The sequence below is a fragment of the Edwardsiella sp. EA181011 genome, from assembly GCF_000800725.1.
Lineage (GTDB): Bacteria > Pseudomonadota > Gammaproteobacteria > Enterobacterales > Enterobacteriaceae > Edwardsiella > Edwardsiella anguillarum.
Map to the genome: position 1 here is coordinate 971929 of NZ_CP011364.1, position 18502 is coordinate 990430.

The window sequence follows — 18502 nt, forward strand, 5'->3', positions numbered from 1 at the left end:
AGGACACAATGCAGGGTTCTGTGACAGAGTTTCTAAAACCGCGCCTGGTAGATATCGAGCAACTGAGTTCGACGCACGCCAAGGTGACCCTTGAGCCGTTAGAGCGTGGCTTTGGCCATACTCTTGGTAACGCACTGCGCCGTATTCTGCTTTCATCTATGCCGGGTTGCGCGGTGACCGAGGTTGAGATTGATGGTGTACTGCACGAGTACAGCACCAAAGAAGGCGTACAGGAAGATATCCTGGAAATCCTGCTCAACCTGAAAGGGCTGGCGGTGAAAGTTCAAGGCAAAGATGAAGTAATTCTTACCCTGAATAAATCTGGCATTGGCCCTGTGACTGCAGCCGATATCACCCATGATGGTGATGTCGAAATCGTCAAGCCGCACCATGTGATCTGCCATCTGACCGATGAAAACGCATCTATCAATATGCGTATCAAAGTTCAGCGTGGTCGTGGTTATGTGCCGGCGTCTGCCCGAATTCATTCGGAAGAAGATGAGCGCCCGATCGGCCGTCTGTTGGTCGACGCCTGCTACAGCCCTGTAGAGCGTATTGCCTACAATGTTGAAGCAGCGCGCGTTGAACAGCGTACCGACCTGGACAAGCTGGTCATCGAGATGGAAACCAACGGTACCATTGACCCGGAAGAGTCAATTCGCCGTGCGGCAACTATCCTGGCTGAACAACTTGAAGCTTTCGTTGACCTGCGTGATGTACGTCAGCCGGAAGTGAAAGAAGAGAAGCCTGAGTTCGATCCGATCCTGCTGCGCCCTGTTGACGATCTGGAATTGACTGTCCGCTCTGCGAACTGCCTGAAGGCAGAAGCTATCCACTACATCGGTGATCTGGTACAGCGTACCGAGGTTGAGTTGCTGAAAACGCCGAACCTGGGTAAAAAATCTCTTACTGAGATTAAAGACGTGCTGGCCTCTCGCGGTCTCTCTCTAGGCATGCGCCTGGAAAATTGGCCGCCGGCAAGTATCGCTGACGAGTAACTGGATCACAGGTTAAGGTTTTACTGAGAAGGATAAGGTCATGCGCCATCGTAAGAGTGGTCGTCAACTGAACCGCAACAGCAGCCATCGCCAGGCTATGTTCCGCAACATGGCCGGTTCTCTGGTTCGTCATGAGATCATCAAGACGACCCTGCCGAAAGCGAAAGAGCTGCGTCGCGTGGTTGAGCCGCTGATTACTCTTGCCAAGACCGACAGCGTTGCTAACCGTCGTCTGGCATTCGCCCGTACTCGTGATAACGAGATCGTGGCAAAACTGTTTAACGAGCTGGGCCCGCGCTTCGCGAGCCGTGCCGGTGGCTACACTCGCATTCTGAAGTGTGGCTTCCGTGCAGGCGACAACGCGCCGATGGCTTACATCGAGCTGGTTGATCGTTCTGCATCTGAAGCAGAAGCTGCAGCAGAGTAATCTGCTAATGCATAGGAAAGCCGGGCCTTGGCCCGGTTTTTTTATTGCCTGAATACCCACCCCGCTTTATTTTCCCACCGTCTGGCTTTACCCTGCATACAGATACCTAACCGGAATCACTATGTCGATTATCGATGATTGGGCTGAACGCCATATCGCCGACGCTCAGGCGCGCGGTGAGCTCTCTGCGCTGCCCGGCGAGGGAAGACCGCTGATCCTGGACGATGACAGTCATGTTCCTGCCGAGCTGCGCTCCGGCTATCGTCTGCTGAAGAATGCGGGCTGCCTACCGCCGCCGCTGGAGCAGCGCCGCGAGGCGATTACGCTGCTGGAGATGCTGCGGGGGATCGACGGCGATCATCCCGACTATCGTGCGCTGAGTAAGCGACTGACACTGCTGGAGCTGCGCCTGCAGCAGGCCGGCATGGATACCGCGTTTCTGCGCGGAGCCTACGGCGAGCCGCTGCGTCGGCAGCTGACACCGACGGGAGAGTAACCATGTACCGTATCGGTCAACTGGCGAAGCTGGCCGGCGTGACGCCGGATACTATCCGCTACTATGAAAAGCAGCAGATGATGTCTCACGCGGTGCGTACCGAGGGCGGCTATCGCTTATACGGCGACGCCGACTTGCAGCGCCTGCGCTTCATTCGCTATGCCCAGCGCCTGGGGTTATCGCTGGAGGCCATTCGGGAACTGCTCTCGATCCGGGTCGACCCGGCCCACCACACGTGTCAGGAGTCGAAGTCTATCGTCGAACGGCGTCTGCGTGAGGTGGAGGGTAAGCTGCGGGAGCTGGAGTATATGCGCGATTCTCTGCGGCGTCTGAGTGATGCCTGCTGCGGTACGGCGCACAGCAGCGCCTACTGCTCTATTCTCGAAGCGCTGGAGGCGGGGGCCGAGGCGTTTTTGCCACGGGTGGATTTACGGGGTTACTTTACTCCGCGCTCGGATCGCTAGCGGCAGAGAAGCCTGCCGCCCGGCGGTGTCCGGTTTATTTGTCTTGCTGCTGCGCTTTAAGCAAGTCGCGGATCTCCGTGAGCAGTACCGCTTCTGCGCTGGGTGCCGGCGGCGTTGCTGCCGCCTTTTGGCGCCGCAGTTTGTTCATCAGCTTGATCGCCATAAAAATGGCGAATGCGACGATGATAAAGTCGAAGATGGTCTGTATAAACTGTCCATAGTTGACGACCACGGCCGGGGTGCTGCCGACGGCCTCGTGTATCACCCAGTGAAACTGTTTAAAGTCGACGCCGCCGATCAACAGCCCGAGCAGCGGCATGACCACATCCCCGACCAGCGAGGAGACGATTTTGCCGAACGCGGCGCCGATGATAACCCCGACGGCCATATCCACGACGTTGCCGCGCATGGCAAATTCACGAAACTCTTTCAGTAGGCTCATAACTACCCCCTAAATTATTCATACTATAAGTGTAATCACTTACCGCCGCTTTGCTAGGCGAAGCGCGTTGGGAGTCTCAGCGCCGCCAGAAGCTGGGGAAGAACAGCACCAGCATGGTCATGACCTCTAGCCGTCCCAAGAGCATACCGAGCGCCAGGGCCCACTTGGCAACGTCGGGCAGCGGTGCAAAGTTGCCGCTGGGACCGATCAGCGGCCCCATTCCCGGGCCGACGTTGGCCATCGCGGTCATGGCGCCGGTGATCGCCGAAAGTGCATCGACGCCGCACAGCCCGAGGACGGCGGCAATCAGCATGGTGATCGCAATAAACGCCATCATAAAGGCGATCACCGAGCGGCTGACTTCGTTGGTAATTGGCCGGTTATTGTAACGGCGTGGGAATACGGCATTGGGATGGATCAGCTTGCGTACCTCTATATGCAGGCTTTCGAAGCCAATCTGTACTCGGAACATTTTGATCCCGCCGGCGGTAGAGCCGGAGCAGCCGCCCAACAGCATGACCGAGGCGAACAGCACCGTGGTGAATGGCGTCCACTGATCGAAGTTACCCAGCGAGTAGCCGGTGGTCGACAGAATATTGATCAAATTGAAAAACGCGATGCGCAGGCTATCTTCAAAATCAAAGATGTGCTTGTGCCATAGCCACAGCGTGAGAACCAGGCCGGTGATCAGCACAAAGCGGCTAAAGCCAACCAGCTGCTGGTCGCGCATCAGGGTTTTGAGACTGCGCTGACGCAGCGCCTGTACGAACAGCAGAAAGGGCAGGGAACCGAGGAACATAAACAGGATCGCGTTCCACTGTGCCAGTACGGAGTACGCCGCCATGGATTTGTCGTTAGTTGAAAATCCACCGGTGGAGATGGTTGCGAAGGCGTGGTTGACCGCATCGAAGTTGCTCATCCCCGCGTAGCGATAGCCGAGGTAGCATAGGAACGTCAGCACCGCATAGACCGCCATGATGCTTTTGGCTACGTCTTTCATCCGCGGCGAGGATTTCTCTGACCAATCGGAGGATTCGGTATGGAACAGGCGCATACCGCCGACGTCCAGAAACGGCAGAATGGCGACCGCCATCACGATAAACCCGACGCCGCCCATCCACTGCAGCAGCGAGCGCCACAGTAAGACGCTGGGTTCCATCTGGTTGAGATTGGACAGCACCGAAGAGCCAGTGGTAGTCAGCCCGGACATGGTCTCAAAGAAGGCATCGGTAAAGGTGATATGTTTGATGAACACAAAGGGCAGCGCGCCGAAGCAGCAGGCCGTCAGCCACGCCAGGGTCGTGGTCAGAAACATATCGCGGATACGCAGGTAGAATTTCTGGCTGCGCCCTTGGGCGATCAAAAACAGGGAGATCAGGTGGGTGATGATCACCGCCTGCAGAAATTCGTAAACCCCACCGGTGCCGGTGAGCAGGGCATACAGCAGCGGCACGTACATCAGCAGCGCCACTTTCGACAGCATCATCCCAAGGATGTACAGCACGGAGCGATAGTTGAGCATAGCCGTAGTTACAAAAAGAAAGGACTTGGCTGAAACAGGCGCTCCACGTCGGATATAAATTTCTTGTCCGTCAGGAACATGATCACGTGGTCTCCCTGTTCAATTTTGGACTCACGGCTGGCAATCAGCACGTCGTCCCCCCGTACGATGGCACCGATGGTGGTACCCGGCGGCAGCTTAATCTCCTCTACGCGCCGTCCGACCACCTTCGAGGTGCTTTCGTCGCCGTGCGCGATGGCTTCAATCGCCTCTGCCACGCCGCGTCGCAGGGAGGAGACGCTGACGATATCCGCCTTGCGCACATGGCCGAGCAGAGCGGAAATGGTGGCCTGCTGCGGTGAGATGGCGATATCGATAACGCTGCCCTGGACCAGATCGACGTAGGCGCTGCGCTGGATCAGTACCATTACCTTTTTGGCACCAAGGCGTTTGGCCAGCATAGCCGACATAATATTGGCTTCATCATCGTTGGTCAGGGCGATGAAAACATCCACCTGATCGATGTGCTCTTCGGTCAGCAGCTCCTGATCGGAGGCGTCGCCATAGAAGACGATGGTGTCATGCAGCTTCTCGGCCAGTTCGGCCGCGCGCTGAGCATTGTGTTCGATCAGCTTGACGCTGTAGTCCTTCTCCAGTCGCTGGGCCAACCCGGCGCCGACGTTGCCGCCGCCGACGATCATGATACGTTTATAGGGTTTCTCCAGCCGCTGCAGCTCACTCATTACCGCCCGGATGTTATGCGATGCCGCGACAAAGAAGACCTCGTCGCCGGCCTCGATCACCGTGGATCCCTGCGGGCGGATTGGCCGATCCTGACGGAAGATCGCCGCCACGCGCGTATCGATATGCGGCATATGCTCCTTCAGCGAGGTCAGGGCATTGCCCACCAACGGCCCACCGTAGTAGGCCTTGACCGCTACCAGGCTGACCTTACCCCCGGCAAAGTTCACCACCTGCAGCGCCCCAGGATATTCGATCAGCCGGTAGACATAGTCGGTGACCAGCTGTTCGGGCGCGATCAGGTGATCGATGGGAACCGCCTCCGGGTTGAATAACCGCTCGTGCTCGCGGATATATTCGGTCGAGCGGATGCGGGCGATCCGGTTTGGGGTGCTGAACAGGGAATAAGCGACCTGGCAGGCGATCATGTTGGTTTCGTCCGAGCTGGTCACGGCGACCAGCATATCGGCGTCGTCCGCGCCGGCTTCACGCAGTACCCGCGGATGGGAGCCATAGCCCTGCACGACGCGCAGATCGAACTTATCCTGTAGCTGACGCAGGCGATCGCTGTTGGTGTCGACGATGGTGATATCGTTATTCTCACCTACCAGGTTTTCCGCTAGGGTCCCCCCACCTGGCCGGCACCTAAAATGATAATTTTCATGATGCTGTTCTCTGCTTGGCGAGCGCCGGCCGCCTGGCGGGCGGCCTGCGGATTATGCTTTTATCAGCTTAGCGTAAAAGAAGCCGTCGCCCGCGTCGGGCTGCGGCAAAAACTGAAGGCCGGGCCGCTGTATATCGCCGCTGTCGCTCAGGCGCGCATCCGGGTGGCGAGACAGGAAGGCGAGGATCTGCTCCTGGTTTTCCTGCGGCAGAATGGAGCAGGTGGCGTAGACCATCACGCCGCCGGATTTCAAGAAAGGCCAGATGGCATCGATGATCTCGCGCTGCAGTGCGGCCAGCTCGGCGATATCGCTGTCGCGGCGCAGCCATTTGATGTCCGGATGGCGGCGTATGACGCCGGTCGCTGAGCAGGGGGCGTCCAACAGAATCCGGTCGAACTGCCGGCCGCTGGCCCATGCGTCAGGGGTGCGCCCATCGCCGCAGCGGATCTCGGCATGCTGCTGCAGCCGCTGCAGGTTTTCGCGGACCCGCTTGAGGCGGCTCTCATCGACGTCGACAGCCAGTACGTGGGCCTTAGGCGCCGCCTCCAGAATATGGGTGGTTTTGCCACCCGGCGCGCAGCACAGATCAAGGATCTGTTCGCCGTCCTGCGGATCGAGCAGATCCACGCTGTGCTGTGCGCTGGCGTCCTGCACCGTAACCCATCCCTGCTCGAAGCCCGGCAGGCGTGACACCGGCTGGGGATCCTGCAGGCGGAGGGCGTCAGGAAAAGTTTCGTGGGGGACGGCCTCAATACCGGCCTGCTGCAGCAGCGCCAGATAGGCGTCGCGGGCGTGGTGGCGCCGATTGACCCGTAGCCACATCGGCGGGCGCTGATTATTGGCGTCCGCGATACTTTGCCACTGCGCCGGATAGGCCTGCTGCAGACGCTTAAGCAGCCATGAGGGATGCAGCCAATGGCTGGCATGCTGCTGTGACTGTAAAAGCAGTGGCTGCTGCTGGCGCTGAAACTGGCGCAGCACGCCGTTGATCAGCCCCTTTAACTGCGGGCGCTTGAGCGCAACGGCGCCGTCAACGGTTTCTGCCAGCGCGGCGTGGGGAGGGATACGCGTATAAATCAGCTGATATAGCCCGACCAGCAGCAGATAGTGCAGCGGACGCTGTTTGCCCGTCAGGACCTTGGCCATCAGCTGCTGCACTATCCACTCCAGCTGCGGCAGTACCCGCAGCGTGCCAAAGCACAGCTCCTGTAACAGGGCTCGGTCTTTATCGCTGAGAGGCTGGGCGGCGCCGGGCAGTACACTGCTCAGGGACTGTCCTTGATCGAGGACTGCGCTCAGCGTGCGGGCCGCGATGGCACGCAGGTTATAGGGAGTATTTTTCATTGACACAAGGGACCGTCGCTGCGAGTAAATCGGATATTGTTCGAAGTTTATCACGGTTTGCGGGGGAAATACCCCACCGCCGCTGACGTCAGGGGACAGGAAAGTAGACGATCTCCGCCCGGACGGCGCCGGGCGGACGGAGCTTATGCCAGAACGGTGCCTGGCAGAAAGCTCTCTTTACGTGAGTTGAGCAGGTCACGGGCCGCCATGATTTTCTTGCCGGCCGGCTGCAGCTGGGTTAACAGCAGTATCCCCTGCGCAGTGGCGACGGCGATCCCCTGTTTGTCGGCGCTGACGATGGTTCCCGGTGCGGTGTTGGCATACTGGGAAAGCGCCGTTGCCTCCCAGACTTTCACCGGCTGCTCCTCCAGCATAAAGAAGCTGACCGGCCAGGGATTAAAGGCGCGTACGCAGCGCGCCAGCTGCTCGGCGGAGAGCGACCAGTCCAGCCGCGCCTCCTCCTTGCTCAGCTTCTCCGCATAGGTGCTCAGCGCATCATCCTGCTGCTGGGCCTTTGCGGTGCCGTCAGCCAGTTGGGACAGCGTGGTCAGCAGGCCCTGCGGTCCCAGCGCGGCCAGCTTATCGTACAGCGTGGCGCTGGTGTCGTCCTGGGTGATGGGGCAAGACAGCTTCAACAGCATATCACCGGTATCTAGCCCGACGTCCATCTGCATGATGGTGACGCCGGTTGCGCTATCGCCCGCCCATAGCGCCCGCTGGATCGGCGCCGCGCCGCGCCAGCGCGGCAGCAGAGAGCCATGTACGTTAATACAGCCCAGGCGCGGCATATCCAGCACCGCCTGGGGCAGGATCAGCCCGTAGGCGACCACGACCATGACGTCGGCCTGCAGTGAGGAGACCAGGCACTGATTTTCAGCCGGCCGCAGAGAGGCCGGCTGAAAGACCGGCAGATCATGCTGCAGCGCCAGGGCCTTGACCGGGCTCGGCGTCAGCTTGTTACCGCGCCCTGACGGTCGATCCGGCTGGGTAAAGACGCCGACGATCTGATGATCCGAGGCCAGGAGCGCCTCAAGATGGCGGGCGGCAAAATCGGGCGTACCCGCAAAAATGATACGGAGCGAATGAGACACGGGAGTATCCTGCCTTGGGTTAGTTAACGGCGCGGGCCTGCTGCTTATACAGCTTTTCCAGTTTTTGGCGGATGCGTTGACGCTTCAGCGGCGACAGATAGTCAATAAACAGCTTACCCATCAGGTGATCCATCTCGTGCTGAATGCAGATGGCGAGCAGACCATCGGTCTCCAGCTCAAAGAGCTTACCGTCGCGATCCAGGGCGCGCACTTTGATGTGTTCCGCACGGGTCACCAGCGCCCGCTGTTCAGGAACGGAGAGACAGCCTTCTTCGATACCGGCCTCCCCCTCATGCTGCAGCAGCTCCGGGTTGATCAATACCAGGCGCTGATCGCGATTCTCTGACACGTCAATGACGATAATACGCTGGTGAATGTCCACCTGTGTCGCAGCTAGGCCAATGCCCTCTTCCGCGTACATAGTCTCGAACATATCGTCCACAATACGCTGGATGTCGGGCGTAACGTCGTGTACCGGCTTGGCAATAGTGCGAAGCCGCTCATCGGGGAAATGTAATACCTGCAATACCGCCATAAATCTCTTTAAACGTCCTCTGAGCTAGGGAATGATTTTCACTCCTATTCTAGACAGTTCTCCCCCTGATTGACAGTATTGTTCACCTATTGAACACATCGGTCGAGAGCCGCGGGAGCGCAATGGAAGGTCACGAAATCTGGCTGCGTCTCGCGCAGGTTCGCGGGCTGGGGGCGCCCCATATCGTTAATGCGGCGAAGATATTGGCGCAGCAGGGCGTATCGGCGCAGGGGATGGCGTCCGGCGGGCTGACCTCTGCGCAGCAGCGGCAGTTTCATGGCGCTACGGGTATCGCTGAGGCGCTGGCGTGGTTGGACGGCGGTCGGGGGGGATGCTGACGCTGGCCGACGGTGCCTACCCCGATCGCCTGCGCCAGATCGCCGGCGCCCCTGCGCTGCTGTTTGTTTGCGGCGATCCCCACCTGCTGTCAACGGCGGCGCTGGCCATTGTCGGTAGCCGTGCGCCCAGCCGCTATGGCGATAGCCAGGCGTCGTTTTTTGCCCGGGTACTGGCGGCGAGCGGATTGACGATCGTCAGCGGCCTTGCGCTGGGAATCGATGGTCTGGCGCACCGCGGTGCGCTGTCGGCGCAGGGAAAAACCATCGCGGTACTGGGTAGTGGGCCAGACTGCGTGGCGCCGCGGACGCACCGCTGGCTGGCGCAGGCCATTCTAGAGGCAGACGGTGCGCTGGTGTCTGAGTTTTTTCCCGGGACAGAGGCGCGTCCCGCCTATTTTCCGCAGCGTAACCGTATCATCAGCGGGTTGAGTCTGGGGGTGCTAGTGGTCGAGGCGACGCTGCGCAGCGGTTCGCTGATCACGGCGCGTCTGGCATTGGATCAGGGGAGGGAGGTGTTCGCCATTCCCGGCTCGCTAGACAGCCCGCAGAGTGCAGGGTGCCATTGGCTGATCCAACAGGGCGCCTCTCTTATCGCGGCGCCGGCGGATATCCTTGAGCAACTGAACAGCCCGCTGCATTGGTTGGCACCGCTCACAGAAGGGAATATTTCTGCCGGTGAAGACGATGCTCAATTGCCATTTGCCGAGGTGTTGGCTAACGTAGGGGATGAGGTGACAACCGTTGACGCTGTCGCCGAACGCATCGGTCGATCTGTGCCAGACGTAGCAGTAGCCCTGCTCGAACTGGAGTTAGCAGGATGGATTAAGGTAGTGTCCGGCGGCTATGTCCGTGTGAAGAGGGCTGGCCATGTTCGATGTACTCATGTATCTGTTTGAGACCTATATCCACACGACGGCCGGGATGCACATCGATCAGGATAAGCTAACTGACGATTTGACCAGCGCGGGCTTTGAGCGTGGGGATATCTTTCGGGCGCTGAACTGGCTGGAAAAGCTGGCGATGATGCAGGAAGAGGGAGATGTAGTTCTGCCGGTGGACGATCCGCATGCGCTGCGCCTCTACACCGCGGATGAAATGGCCTGCTTGGACAGTGAGTGCCGTGGATTCCTGCTGTTCTTGGAGCAGATTCAGCTATTGACGCCGGAGATCCGTGAGATGGTTATCGATCGGGTGATGGCGCTGGAGATCGAGCAGTTTGAGCTGGACGATCTGAAGTGGGTGGTGCTGATGGTGCTGTTTAACGCGCCGGGACATGAGCACACCTACCGGCAGATGGAAGAGCTGCTTTTTGAGGTTCATGAAGGCTACCTGCATTGAGCGGGGGGCCAGTTCGTTTATTGAAAGAAATAAGATTATGACGCAAGGCCCATTATTTGGTGCCAAGAAAAGTGAGCCATGCCCCGAGTGCGGCGCCGAACTGGTGATCCGCAGCGGTAAGCATGGCCCTTTTCTGGGCTGTTCCCGCTATCCTGCCTGCCAGTATATCCGTGCGCTGAAGTCGGCCGACGGACATATTGTTAAGGTGCTTGAGGGACAGCGATGTCCACTGTGTGGCGATGTGCTGGTGCTGCGTCAGGGGCGCTACGGTATGTTTATCGGGTGCCACGGTTATCCTCAGTGTGAACATACTGAGGCTATCGATAAGCCGGATGAGACGCAGTTAGCGTGTCCCCAGTGTGGCAAGGGTAACCTGCTGCAGCGCCGCTCGCGCTACGGTAAAACATTCTATGCCTGTGAGCGCTACCCAGACTGCCAGTTCAGCGTGAATTTGAAACCCGTCTCCGGCGTTTGCCCACATTGCCACTACCCGCTCCTGGTGGAAAAGAAAAGCGCAGGCGGCGTGCGTCTCTATTGCGCCAGCAAGCTGTGTGGGAAAGCGGCCGAGCCGCCTGACGGTACCCCAATAGATCAATAATAAAGAAGCTATGGATACAGAACTGAGTGATTCACTGGCCGCCGCGGTGGCGGCCCTGCGCCAGCAGCGTGTTATTGCCTATCCCACGGAGGCGGTCTTCGGCCTCGGGTGCGATCCGGACAGCGAGCTTGCGGTGCAGGCTCTATTGGATCTTAAGCAGCGCCCGTGGGACAAAGGGCTGATTCTTATTGCGGCTGATTATCAGCAGCTATTGCCTTATGTCTGCGATGAGGCGCTGCAGGGGGAGCTTCGCGCTGCCGTTTTCTCCCGCTGGCCTGGGCCGGTGACCTGGGTAATGCCTGCCCGGGCGGATACGCCGCGCTGGCTGACCGGACGCTTTAGCACGCTGGCCGTGCGGGTCAGCGCGCACCCGCAGGTTCAGCAGCTATGCCGCTCCTATGGCAAACCTTTGGTTTCGACCAGTGCCAACCTCAGCGGGCTGCCCCCTTGCCGTACGGCCGCCGAGGTACGCCAACAGTTTGGCTCGGCTTTTCCGGTGCTGGATGCGCCGGTCGGCGGCCGCCAAAACCCATCAGAAATCCGCGATGCACTGAGCGGTGAACTGTTACGTCAGGGGTAAGCGATGCAGCAATTTGCCGTTTTTGGTCACCCGATAAAGCACAGCCAGTCGCCGCGTATCCATCGGCTCTTTGCTCAACAAACCGGCATTGCGCTCAGCTATGAGGCGATGCTGGCGCCGCTGGATGATTTCCCCGCCTTTGCCATAGCCTTTTTTCAGCAGGGCGGGCGGGGCGCTAACGTCACGACCCCCTTTAAAGAGCAGGCTTGGCAGATGGCGGATGTCTTGACGCCGCGGGCCCGTCTGGCCGGCGCGGTGAATACGCTGCATTGGCAAAACGCCCGTCTGCTGGGGGATAACACGGACGGGGTTGGGCTGGTCAGTGATTTACATCGGCTGGCGATGATCGGTGATGCGAGTCGGGTTTTGCTGCTGGGCGCCGGTGGGGCCGCTCGCGGCGTGATCCTGCCGCTGTTGGAACAGGGGTGCCGGATCGCGCTGGCCAACCGAACCCATGCTCGGGCACAGGCGCTGGCCGCTGCATTTCAGACGCAGGGGGCGATTGAGGCATTACCCTATGACGCGCTTGGCTCCCACACCTTCGATCTCATTATTAACGCGACCGCCTCAGGGCTGCAGGGTGAGGTACCGCCGCTGCCGCGCTCGATCATTCGCCCGGATTGTGCCTGTTATGACATGTTTTATCGCGCGGGGGTGACGCCGTTTCTGGCCTGGGCTCAGCAGCAGGGCGCGGTACGCTTGGCTGATGGCTTCGGCATGCTGGTGGCGCAGGCGGCACACGCCTTCTCGCTGTGGCATGGCATCATGCCGCAGATAGCGCCGGTGCTGATACAGCTACGCCAGGAGCAGGCGGGATGAATCAGTCGATCCTCTTTCCCGAACTGGAGCAGTGGCAGGCACCGTCATCGACCATCACCTTTCCGGCGATGGTCAACGGCTTTCAGATCACCTGTGCTATTCGGCTGGCGGATCTGCAGGTCTTGGCCACCCGCGCGGGGGCGGAGGGGGTGCATCAGGCGCCGCTGACGATGTTTCAGGCCCTGCGCTGGCAGCTGGAGGAGTATGCCGAGCGAGAAATTATCGCTGAAGCGTATGACGATCAGGGCTGGGTGTGGATTTCCGCCTGTGAGAGATAGTCGTTCTTCCAGTTAACGTAGTTGTCGGCCGACTGGCGCAGCCCTGCCCGCTCCCGCGTCGTCAGTGGCCGGATTTGGCGAGCCGGGCTGCCCAGATATAAAAAGCCGCTCTCCAGCCGTTTTCCCGGCGGAACCAGACTTCCCGCACCCAGAATGACCTCATCTTCTATCTGTACACCATCCAGAACGATGGCGCCCATACCGATCAGAACTCTATCGCCAATACAGCAACCGTGCAGCATCACCTTATGGCCAACCGTCACGTCGCTGCCGACAATGGTCGAGTGACCCTGGGTTGACGTGGAACGGTTGCCTACATGGATCACGCTGCCGTCTTGGATATTGCTGCGCTCGCCAATGACAATAGAGTTAACATCGCCACGGATCACGACCTGAGGCCAGATACTGACGTCATCACCCAGCGTGACCTGTCCAATCACGGTTGCGGTTGCATCTATAAAGAGGCGTTCGCCTAAGATCGGCATAAAAGAGAGATAGGGACGTACGGATAGAGACATGGTGACCGCCTGAAAAATGGAAGGGATGTTGGCGATACTAGCGCGCCGGTGGGGGAATTCAATCGATAACGTCTGCCGATATGTGGATAACTCTGTGCGTAATGAGGTATAAGCAGTTCAATTGCTGTGTAATGCGCCATTCGGTTCATTTGGGGCAAAATAGCGGTTGCGCCCGGTAAAACAGGCCCTATAATGCGCCTCCATCGACACGGCACATGTGAACAACATCACAGGATGAGCCGGGGAGAGTGAGAGTGAAACGGTAAATTAAACGTTGACTCTCACCGAGGAAAGCGTAATATACGCCACCTCGACTTGGTAAGGAGAACTTGCTAAGTCACTGCTCTTTAACAAATTATCAGACAATCTGTGTGGGCACTCGCAAGATTCGTATTAAGCATTCCTCGGAATGCCAAAATATTTAAAGTCTTGAAGAGTGACAGCAGTTAATTCATTACGAATAAACAGTTTAATTTCTTTGAGCATCAAGCTTTTAATTGAAGAGTTTGATCATGGCTCAGATTGAACGCTGGCGGCAGGCTTAACACATGCAAGTCGAGCGGTAGCAGGGAGAAAGCTTGCTTTCTCCGCTGACGAGCGGCGGACGGGTGAGTAATGTCTGGGGATCTGCCTGATGGAGGGGGATAACTACTGGAAACGGTAGCTAATACCGCATAACGTCGCAAGACCAAAGTGGGGGACCTTCGGGCCTCATGCCATCAGATGAACCCAGATGGGATTAGCTAGTAGGTGGGGTAATGGCTCACCTAGGCGACGATCCCTAGCTGGTCTGAGAGGATGACCAGCCACACTGGAACTGAGACACGGTCCAGACTCCTACGGGAGGCAGCAGTGGGGAATATTGCACAATGGGCGCAAGCCTGATGCAGCCATGCCGCGTGTATGAAGAAGGCCTTCGGGTTGTAAAGTACTTTCAGTAGGGAGGAAGGTGTGAACGTTAATAGCGCTCACAATTGACGTTACCTACAGAAGAAGCACCGGCTAACTCCGTGCCAGCAGCCGCGGTAATACGGAGGGTGCAAGCGTTAATCGGAATTACTGGGCGTAAAGCGCACGCAGGCGGTTTGTTAAGTTGGATGTGAAATCCCCGGGCTTAACCTGGGAACTGCATCCAAGACTGGCAAGCTAGAGTCTCGTAGAGGGAGGTAGAATTCCAGGTGTAGCGGTGAAATGCGTAGAGATCTGGAGGAATACCGGTGGCGAAGGCGGCCTCCTGGACGAAGACTGACGCTCAGGTGCGAAAGCGTGGGGAGCAAACAGGATTAGATACCCTGGTAGTCCACGCTGTAAACGATGTCGATTTGGAGGTTGTGCCCTTGAGGCGTGGCTTCCGAAGCTAACGCGTTAAATCGACCGCCTGGGGAGTACGGCCGCAAGGTTAAAACTCAAATGAATTGACGGGGGCCCGCACAAGCGGTGGAGCATGTGGTTTAATTCGATGCAACGCGAAGAACCTTACCTACTCTTGACATCCAGCGAATCCTGTAGAGATACGGGAGTGCCTTCGGGAACGCTGAGACAGGTGCTGCATGGCTGTCGTCAGCTCGTGTTGTGAAATGTTGGGTTAAGTCCCGCAACGAGCGCAACCCTTATCCTTTGTTGCCAGCGGTTCGGCCGGGAACTCAAAGGAGACTGCCAGTGATAAACTGGAGGAAGGTGGGGATGACGTCAAGTCATCATGGCCCTTACGAGTAGGGCTACACACGTGCTACAATGGCGTATACAAAGAGAAGCGACCTCGCGAGAGCAAGCGGACCTCATAAAGTACGTCGTAGTCCGGATTGGAGTCTGCAACTCGACTCCATGAAGTCGGAATCGCTAGTAATCGTGGATCAGAATGCCACGGTGAATACGTTCCCGGGCCTTGTACACACCGCCCGTCACACCATGGGAGTGGGTTGCAAAAGAAGTAGGTAGCTTAACCTTCGGGAGGGCGCTTACCACTTTGTGATTCATGACTGGGGTGAAGTCGTAACAAGGTAACCGTAGGGGAACCTGCGGTTGGATCACCTCCTTACCTGAAGATACGAAATTGTGTAGTGCTCACACAGATTGTCTGATAGATGTTCGAGCAAACGCGTCTGCGAAGCCGACCCTTGTGTCCCCTTCGTCTAGAGGCCTAGGACACCGCCCTTTCACGGCGGTAACAGGGGTTCGAATCCCCTAGGGGACGCCATTTGCGGTATCGGGTGAAAGACGGTGCCAACAGTATTGCAAAACGGACTTACGAGTCATGTTTGCAATATTTTGCTCTTTAACAATCTGGAACAAGTTGAAAATTCGAAAACAATCGAATTGCTTTTAATAAGTGATTCGAGAGTCTCTCAAATGCTTACAGCACGAAGTGAAACATCTTCGGGTTGTGAGGTTAAGTGACTAAGCGTACACGGTGGATGCCTAGGCAGTCAGAGGCGATGAAGGACGTGCTAATCTGCGATAAGCGTCGGTGAGCTGATATGAAGTGTTATTAGCCGGCGATGTCCGAATGGGGAAACCCAGTGCAATCCGTTGCACTATCGTTAAGTGAATACATAGCTTAACGAGGCGAACCAGGGGAACTGAAACATCTAAGTACCCTGAGGAAAAGAAATCAACCGAGATTCCCCTAGTAGCGGCGAGCGAACGGGGAAGAGCCCAGAACCTGAATCAGTTTGTGCATTAGTGGAAGCGTCTGGAAAGTCGCGCGATACAGGGTGATAGCCCCGTACACGAAGGTGCACAGCTGTGAGTTCGATGAGTAGGGCGGGACACGTGTTATCCTGTCTGAATATGGGGGGACCATCCTCCAAGGCTAAATACTCCTGACTGACCGATAGTGAACCAGTACCGTGAGGGAAAGGCGAAAAGAACCCCGGCGAGGGGAGTGAAATAGAACCTGAAACCGTGTACGTACAAGCAGTGGGAGCATCCTTCGGGGTGTGACTGCGTACCTTTTGTATAATGGGTCAGCGACTTATATTTTGTAGCAAGGTTAACCGAATAGGGGAGCCGTAGGGAAACCGAGTCTTAACTGGGCGTCTAGTTGCAAGGTATAGACCCGAAACCCGGTGATCTAGCCATGGGCAGGTTGAAGGTTGGGTAACACTAACTGGAGGACCGAACCGACTAATGTTGAAAAATTAGCGGATGACTTGTGGCTGGGGGTGAAAGGCCAATCAAACCGGGAGATAGCTGGTTCTCCCCGAAAGCTATTTAGGTAGCGCCTCGTGAACTCATCTTCGGGGGTAGAGCACTGTTTCGGCTAGGGGGTCATCCCGACTTACCAACCCGATGCAAACTACGAATACCGAAGAATGTTATCACGGGAGACACACGGCGGGTGCTAACGTCCGTCGTGAAGAGGGAAACAACCCAGACCGCCAGCTAAGGTCCCAAAGTCATGGTTAAGTGGGAAACGATGTGGGAAGGCATAGACAGCCAGGATGTTGGCTTAGAAGCAGCCATCATTTAAAGAAAGCGTAATAGCTCACTGGTCGAGTCGGCCTGCGCGGAAGATGTAACGGGGCTAAACCATGCACCGAAGCTGCGGCAGCGACGCTTAGGCGTTGTTGGGTAGGGGAGCGTTCTGTAAGCCGTTGAAGGTGGCCTGTGAGGGCTGCTGGAGGTATCAGAAGTGCGAATGCTGACATAAGTAACGATAAAGCGGGTGAAAAGCCCGCTCGCCGGAAGACCAAGGGTTCCTGTCCAACGTTAATCGGGGCAGGGTAAGTCGACCCCTAAGGCGAGGCCGAAAGGCGTAGTCGATGGGAAACAGGTTAATATTCCTGTACTTGGTGTTATTGCGAAGGGGGGACGGAGAAGGCTAGACCGGCCGGGCGACGGTTGTCCCGGTTTAAGCGTGTAGGTGTGATGACCTGGCAAATCCGGTCATCTTTAACACTGAGGCGTGATGACGAGGCACTACGGTGCTGAAGTGGTTAATGCCCTGCTTCCAGGAAAAGCCTCTAAGCTCCAGATAACACTGAATCGTACCCCAAACCGACACAGGTGGTCAGGTAGAGAATACCAAGGCGCTTGAGAGAACTCGGGTGAAGGAACTAGGCAAAATGGTGCCGTAACTTCGGGAGAAGGCACGCTGGCATGTAGGTGAAGTCCTTCGCGGATGGAGCCGAAGCCAGTCGAAGATACCAGCTGGCTGCAACTGTTTAATAAAAACACAGCACTCTGCAAACACGAAAGTGGACGTATAGGGTGTGACGCCTGCCCGGTGCTGGAAGGTTAATTGATGGGGTCAGCCGCAAGGCGAAGCTCTTGATCGAAGCCCCAGTAAACGGCGGCCGTAACTATAACGGTCCTAAGGTAGCGAAATTCCTTGTCGGGTAAGTTCCGACCTGCACGAATGGCGTAATGATGGCCAGGCTGTCTCCACCCGAGACTCAGTGAAATTGAACTCGCTGTGAAGATGCAGTGTACCCGCGGCAAGACGGAAAGACCCCGTGAACCTTTACTATAGCTTGACACTGAACATTGAACCTTGATGTGTAGGATAGGTGGGAGGCTTTGAAGTGTGGACGCCAGTCTGCATGGAGCCGACCTTGAAATACCACCCTTTAATGTTTGATGTTCTAACCTGGCCCCGTGATCCGGGGTAGGGACAGTGTCTGGTGGGTAGTTTGACTGGGGCGGTCTCCTCCCAAAGAGTAACGGAGGAGCACGAAGGTTAGCTAATCCTGGTCGGACATCAGGAGGTTAGTGCAAAGGCATAAGCTAGCTTGACTGCGAGAGTGACGGCTCGAGCAGGTGCGAAAGCAGGTCTTAGTGATCCGGTGGTTCTGAATGGAAGGGCCATCGCTCAACGGATAAAAGGTACTCCGGGGATAACAGGCTGATACCGCCCAAGAGTTCATATCGACGGCGGTGTTTGGCACCTCGATGTCGGCTCATCACATCCTGGGGCTGAAGTAGGTCCCAAGGGTATGGCTGTTCGCCATTTAAAGTGGTACGCGAGCTGGGTTTAGAACGTCGTGAGACAGTTCGGTCCCTATCTGCCGTGGGCGTTGGAAGATTGAGAGGGGCTGCTCCTAGTACGAGAGGACCGGAGTGGACGCACCGCTGGTGTTCGGGTTGTGATGCCAATTGCATTGCCCGGTAGCTACGTGCGGAAAAGATAAGCGCTGAAAGCATCTAAGCGCGAAACTTGCCTCGAGATGAGTCTTCCCTTGGACCTTGAGTCCACTGAAGGAACGTTTAAGACTAAGACGTTGATAGGCTGGGTGTGTAAGCGTAGCGATACGTTGAGCTAACCAGTACTAATGATCCGTGAGACTTAACCTTACAACACCGAAGGTGTTTTTAGAGAGACGAATTT

Annotated in this window: 15 protein-coding genes, 1 tRNA gene, 2 rRNA genes and 2 pseudogenes; 13 read left to right on the plus strand and 7 right to left on the minus strand. The window is 57.2% G+C overall.

Features of this window, described 5'->3' with window-relative positions:
- Window positions 1-8: 8 nt before the first annotated feature.
- The 4 genes from rpoA (at window position 9) to zntR (ending at window position 2385) form a co-directional block, all read left to right on the plus strand.
- On the plus strand, window positions 9-998 hold the full coding sequence (gene rpoA, locus QY76_RS04435; RefSeq protein WP_005290354.1) for a DNA-directed RNA polymerase subunit alpha: 990 nt from the start codon (window positions 9-11) through the stop codon (window positions 996-998).
- 40 nt (window positions 999-1038) lie between these two features.
- Window positions 1039-1425, plus strand: coding sequence for a 50S ribosomal protein L17 (gene rplQ, locus QY76_RS04440; protein WP_015872763.1), 387 nt, complete (start codon window positions 1039-1041; stop codon window positions 1423-1425).
- A 121-nt stretch (window positions 1426-1546) separates the two neighbouring features.
- On the plus strand, window positions 1547-1921 hold the full coding sequence (locus QY76_RS04445) for a DUF1992 domain-containing protein (RefSeq protein WP_034165757.1): 375 nt from the start codon (window positions 1547-1549) through the stop codon (window positions 1919-1921).
- Window positions 1922-1923: 2 nt separating this feature from the next.
- On the plus strand, window positions 1924-2385 hold the full coding sequence (gene zntR / locus QY76_RS04450) for a Zn(2+)-responsive transcriptional regulator (protein WP_034165756.1): 462 nt from the start codon (window positions 1924-1926) through the stop codon (window positions 2383-2385).
- A gap of 34 nt (window positions 2386-2419) precedes the next feature.
- On the opposite strand, the gene mscL is transcribed toward zntR, so the two are convergent.
- The 6 genes and pseudogenes from mscL to def all read right to left on the minus strand — a co-directional run bounded on the left by mscL (window position 2420) and on the right by def (window position 8704).
- Window positions 2420-2827 carry a large-conductance mechanosensitive channel protein MscL gene (gene mscL, locus QY76_RS04455; protein ID WP_034165755.1) on the minus strand — a complete coding sequence of 136 codons (408 nt, stop codon included), beginning with the start codon at window positions 2825-2827 and terminating at the stop codon, window positions 2420-2422.
- 76 nt (window positions 2828-2903) lie between these two features.
- Window positions 2904-4349, minus strand: a complete 1446-nt coding sequence (locus tag QY76_RS04460) for a TrkH family potassium uptake protein (protein ID WP_045428257.1) — start codon at window positions 4347-4349, stop codon at window positions 2904-2906.
- A gap of 8 nt (window positions 4350-4357) precedes the next feature.
- Window positions 4358-5733: pseudogene (gene trkA, locus QY76_RS04465) on the minus strand (Trk system potassium transporter TrkA).
- A gap of 52 nt (window positions 5734-5785) precedes the next feature.
- On the minus strand, window positions 5786-7078 hold the full coding sequence (gene rsmB / locus QY76_RS04470) for a 16S rRNA (cytosine(967)-C(5))-methyltransferase RsmB (protein WP_045428254.1): 1293 nt from the start codon (window positions 7076-7078) through the stop codon (window positions 5786-5788).
- Between the two features lie 143 nt (window positions 7079-7221).
- Window positions 7222-8169, minus strand: a complete 948-nt coding sequence (fmt, locus tag QY76_RS04475) for a methionyl-tRNA formyltransferase (RefSeq protein ID WP_034165752.1) — start codon at window positions 8167-8169, stop codon at window positions 7222-7224.
- A 19-nt stretch (window positions 8170-8188) separates the two neighbouring features.
- Window positions 8189-8704, minus strand: coding sequence for a peptide deformylase (def, locus tag QY76_RS04480; protein ID WP_034165751.1), 516 nt, complete (start codon window positions 8702-8704; stop codon window positions 8189-8191).
- Window positions 8705-8826: 122 nt separating this feature from the next.
- Between def and dprA the strand changes: the two are divergent.
- From dprA to QY76_RS04510, 6 genes and pseudogenes are all read left to right on the plus strand, one after another.
- Window positions 8827-9938: pseudogene (gene dprA / locus QY76_RS04485) on the plus strand (DNA-processing protein DprA).
- Complete coding sequence (locus tag QY76_RS04490; RefSeq protein ID WP_015462408.1) at window positions 9910-10380, plus strand: DUF494 family protein; 471 nt, start codon at window positions 9910-9912, stop codon at window positions 10378-10380. The pseudogene dprA and the gene QY76_RS04490 overlap by 29 nt, the downstream one beginning before the upstream one ends.
- A gap of 37 nt (window positions 10381-10417) precedes the next feature.
- Complete coding sequence (locus tag QY76_RS04495; RefSeq protein ID WP_034165748.1) at window positions 10418-10978, plus strand: type I DNA topoisomerase; 561 nt, start codon at window positions 10418-10420, stop codon at window positions 10976-10978.
- Between the two features lie 10 nt (window positions 10979-10988).
- Window positions 10989-11558, plus strand: a complete 570-nt coding sequence (gene tsaC / locus QY76_RS04500; RefSeq protein WP_034165747.1) for an L-threonylcarbamoyladenylate synthase type 1 TsaC — start codon at window positions 10989-10991, stop codon at window positions 11556-11558.
- A 3-nt stretch (window positions 11559-11561) separates the two neighbouring features.
- Window positions 11562-12377, plus strand: coding sequence for a shikimate dehydrogenase (gene aroE, locus QY76_RS04505; protein WP_045428251.1), 816 nt, complete (start codon window positions 11562-11564; stop codon window positions 12375-12377).
- Complete coding sequence (locus tag QY76_RS04510; RefSeq protein ID WP_045428250.1) at window positions 12374-12655, plus strand: DUF1488 domain-containing protein; 282 nt, start codon at window positions 12374-12376, stop codon at window positions 12653-12655. Before aroE ends, QY76_RS04510 begins: the two co-directional genes overlap by 4 nt.
- On the opposite strand, the gene QY76_RS04515 is transcribed toward QY76_RS04510, so the two are convergent.
- Window positions 12619-13173 carry a gamma carbonic anhydrase family protein gene (locus QY76_RS04515; RefSeq protein ID WP_045428264.1) on the minus strand — a complete coding sequence of 185 codons (555 nt, stop codon included), beginning with the start codon at window positions 13171-13173 and terminating at the stop codon, window positions 12619-12621. The two genes, QY76_RS04510 and QY76_RS04515, sit on opposite strands and share 37 nt — an antisense overlap.
- Before the next feature lie 494 nt (window positions 13174-13667).
- Here QY76_RS04515 and QY76_RS04520 point away from each other — a divergent pair.
- The 3 genes from QY76_RS04520 (at window position 13668) to QY76_RS04530 (ending at window position 18468) form a co-directional block, all read left to right on the plus strand.
- Window positions 13668-15211 (plus strand): 16S ribosomal RNA (locus QY76_RS04520).
- Between the two features lie 83 nt (window positions 15212-15294).
- Window positions 15295-15370: transfer RNA gene (locus tag QY76_RS04525), tRNA-Glu, on the plus strand.
- A gap of 190 nt (window positions 15371-15560) precedes the next feature.
- Window positions 15561-18468 (plus strand): 23S ribosomal RNA (locus QY76_RS04530).
- The 16S and 23S rRNA genes sit together here with 1 tRNA gene alongside, the layout of an rRNA operon.
- Window positions 18469-18502 lie beyond the last annotated feature (34 nt).

Bases quoted from the DNA above. Each gene is read 5' to 3' on its own strand.
- rpoA (WP_005290354.1), top strand. From the start codon at position 9: ATGCAGGGTTCTGTGACAGAGTTTCTAAAACCGCGCCTGGTAGATATC.
- rplQ (WP_015872763.1), top strand. From the start codon at position 1,039: ATGCGCCATCGTAAGAGTGGTCGTCAACTGAACCGCAACAGCAGCCAT.
- QY76_RS04445 (WP_034165757.1), top strand. From the start codon at position 1,547: ATGTCGATTATCGATGATTGGGCTGAACGCCATATCGCCGACGCTCAG.
- zntR (WP_034165756.1), top strand. From the start codon at position 1,924: ATGTACCGTATCGGTCAACTGGCGAAGCTGGCCGGCGTGACGCCGGAT.
- mscL (WP_034165755.1), bottom strand. From the start codon at position 2,827: ATGAGCCTACTGAAAGAGTTTCGTGAATTTGCCATGCGCGGCAACGTC.
- QY76_RS04460 (WP_045428257.1), bottom strand. From the start codon at position 4,349: ATGCTCAACTATCGCTCCGTGCTGTACATCCTTGGGATGATGCTGTCG.
- rsmB (WP_045428254.1), bottom strand. From the start codon at position 7,078: ATGAAAAATACTCCCTATAACCTGCGTGCCATCGCGGCCCGCACGCTG.
- def (WP_034165751.1), bottom strand. From the start codon at position 8,704: ATGGCGGTATTGCAGGTATTACATTTCCCCGATGAGCGGCTTCGCACT.
- QY76_RS04490 (WP_015462408.1), top strand. From the start codon at position 9,910: ATGTTCGATGTACTCATGTATCTGTTTGAGACCTATATCCACACGACG.
- QY76_RS04495 (WP_034165748.1), top strand. From the start codon at position 10,418: ATGACGCAAGGCCCATTATTTGGTGCCAAGAAAAGTGAGCCATGCCCC.
- tsaC (WP_034165747.1), top strand. From the start codon at position 10,989: ATGGATACAGAACTGAGTGATTCACTGGCCGCCGCGGTGGCGGCCCTG.
- aroE (WP_045428251.1), top strand. From the start codon at position 11,562: ATGCAGCAATTTGCCGTTTTTGGTCACCCGATAAAGCACAGCCAGTCG.
- QY76_RS04510 (WP_045428250.1), top strand. From the start codon at position 12,374: ATGAATCAGTCGATCCTCTTTCCCGAACTGGAGCAGTGGCAGGCACCG.
- QY76_RS04515 (WP_045428264.1), bottom strand. From the start codon at position 13,173: ATGTCTCTATCCGTACGTCCCTATCTCTCTTTTATGCCGATCTTAGGC.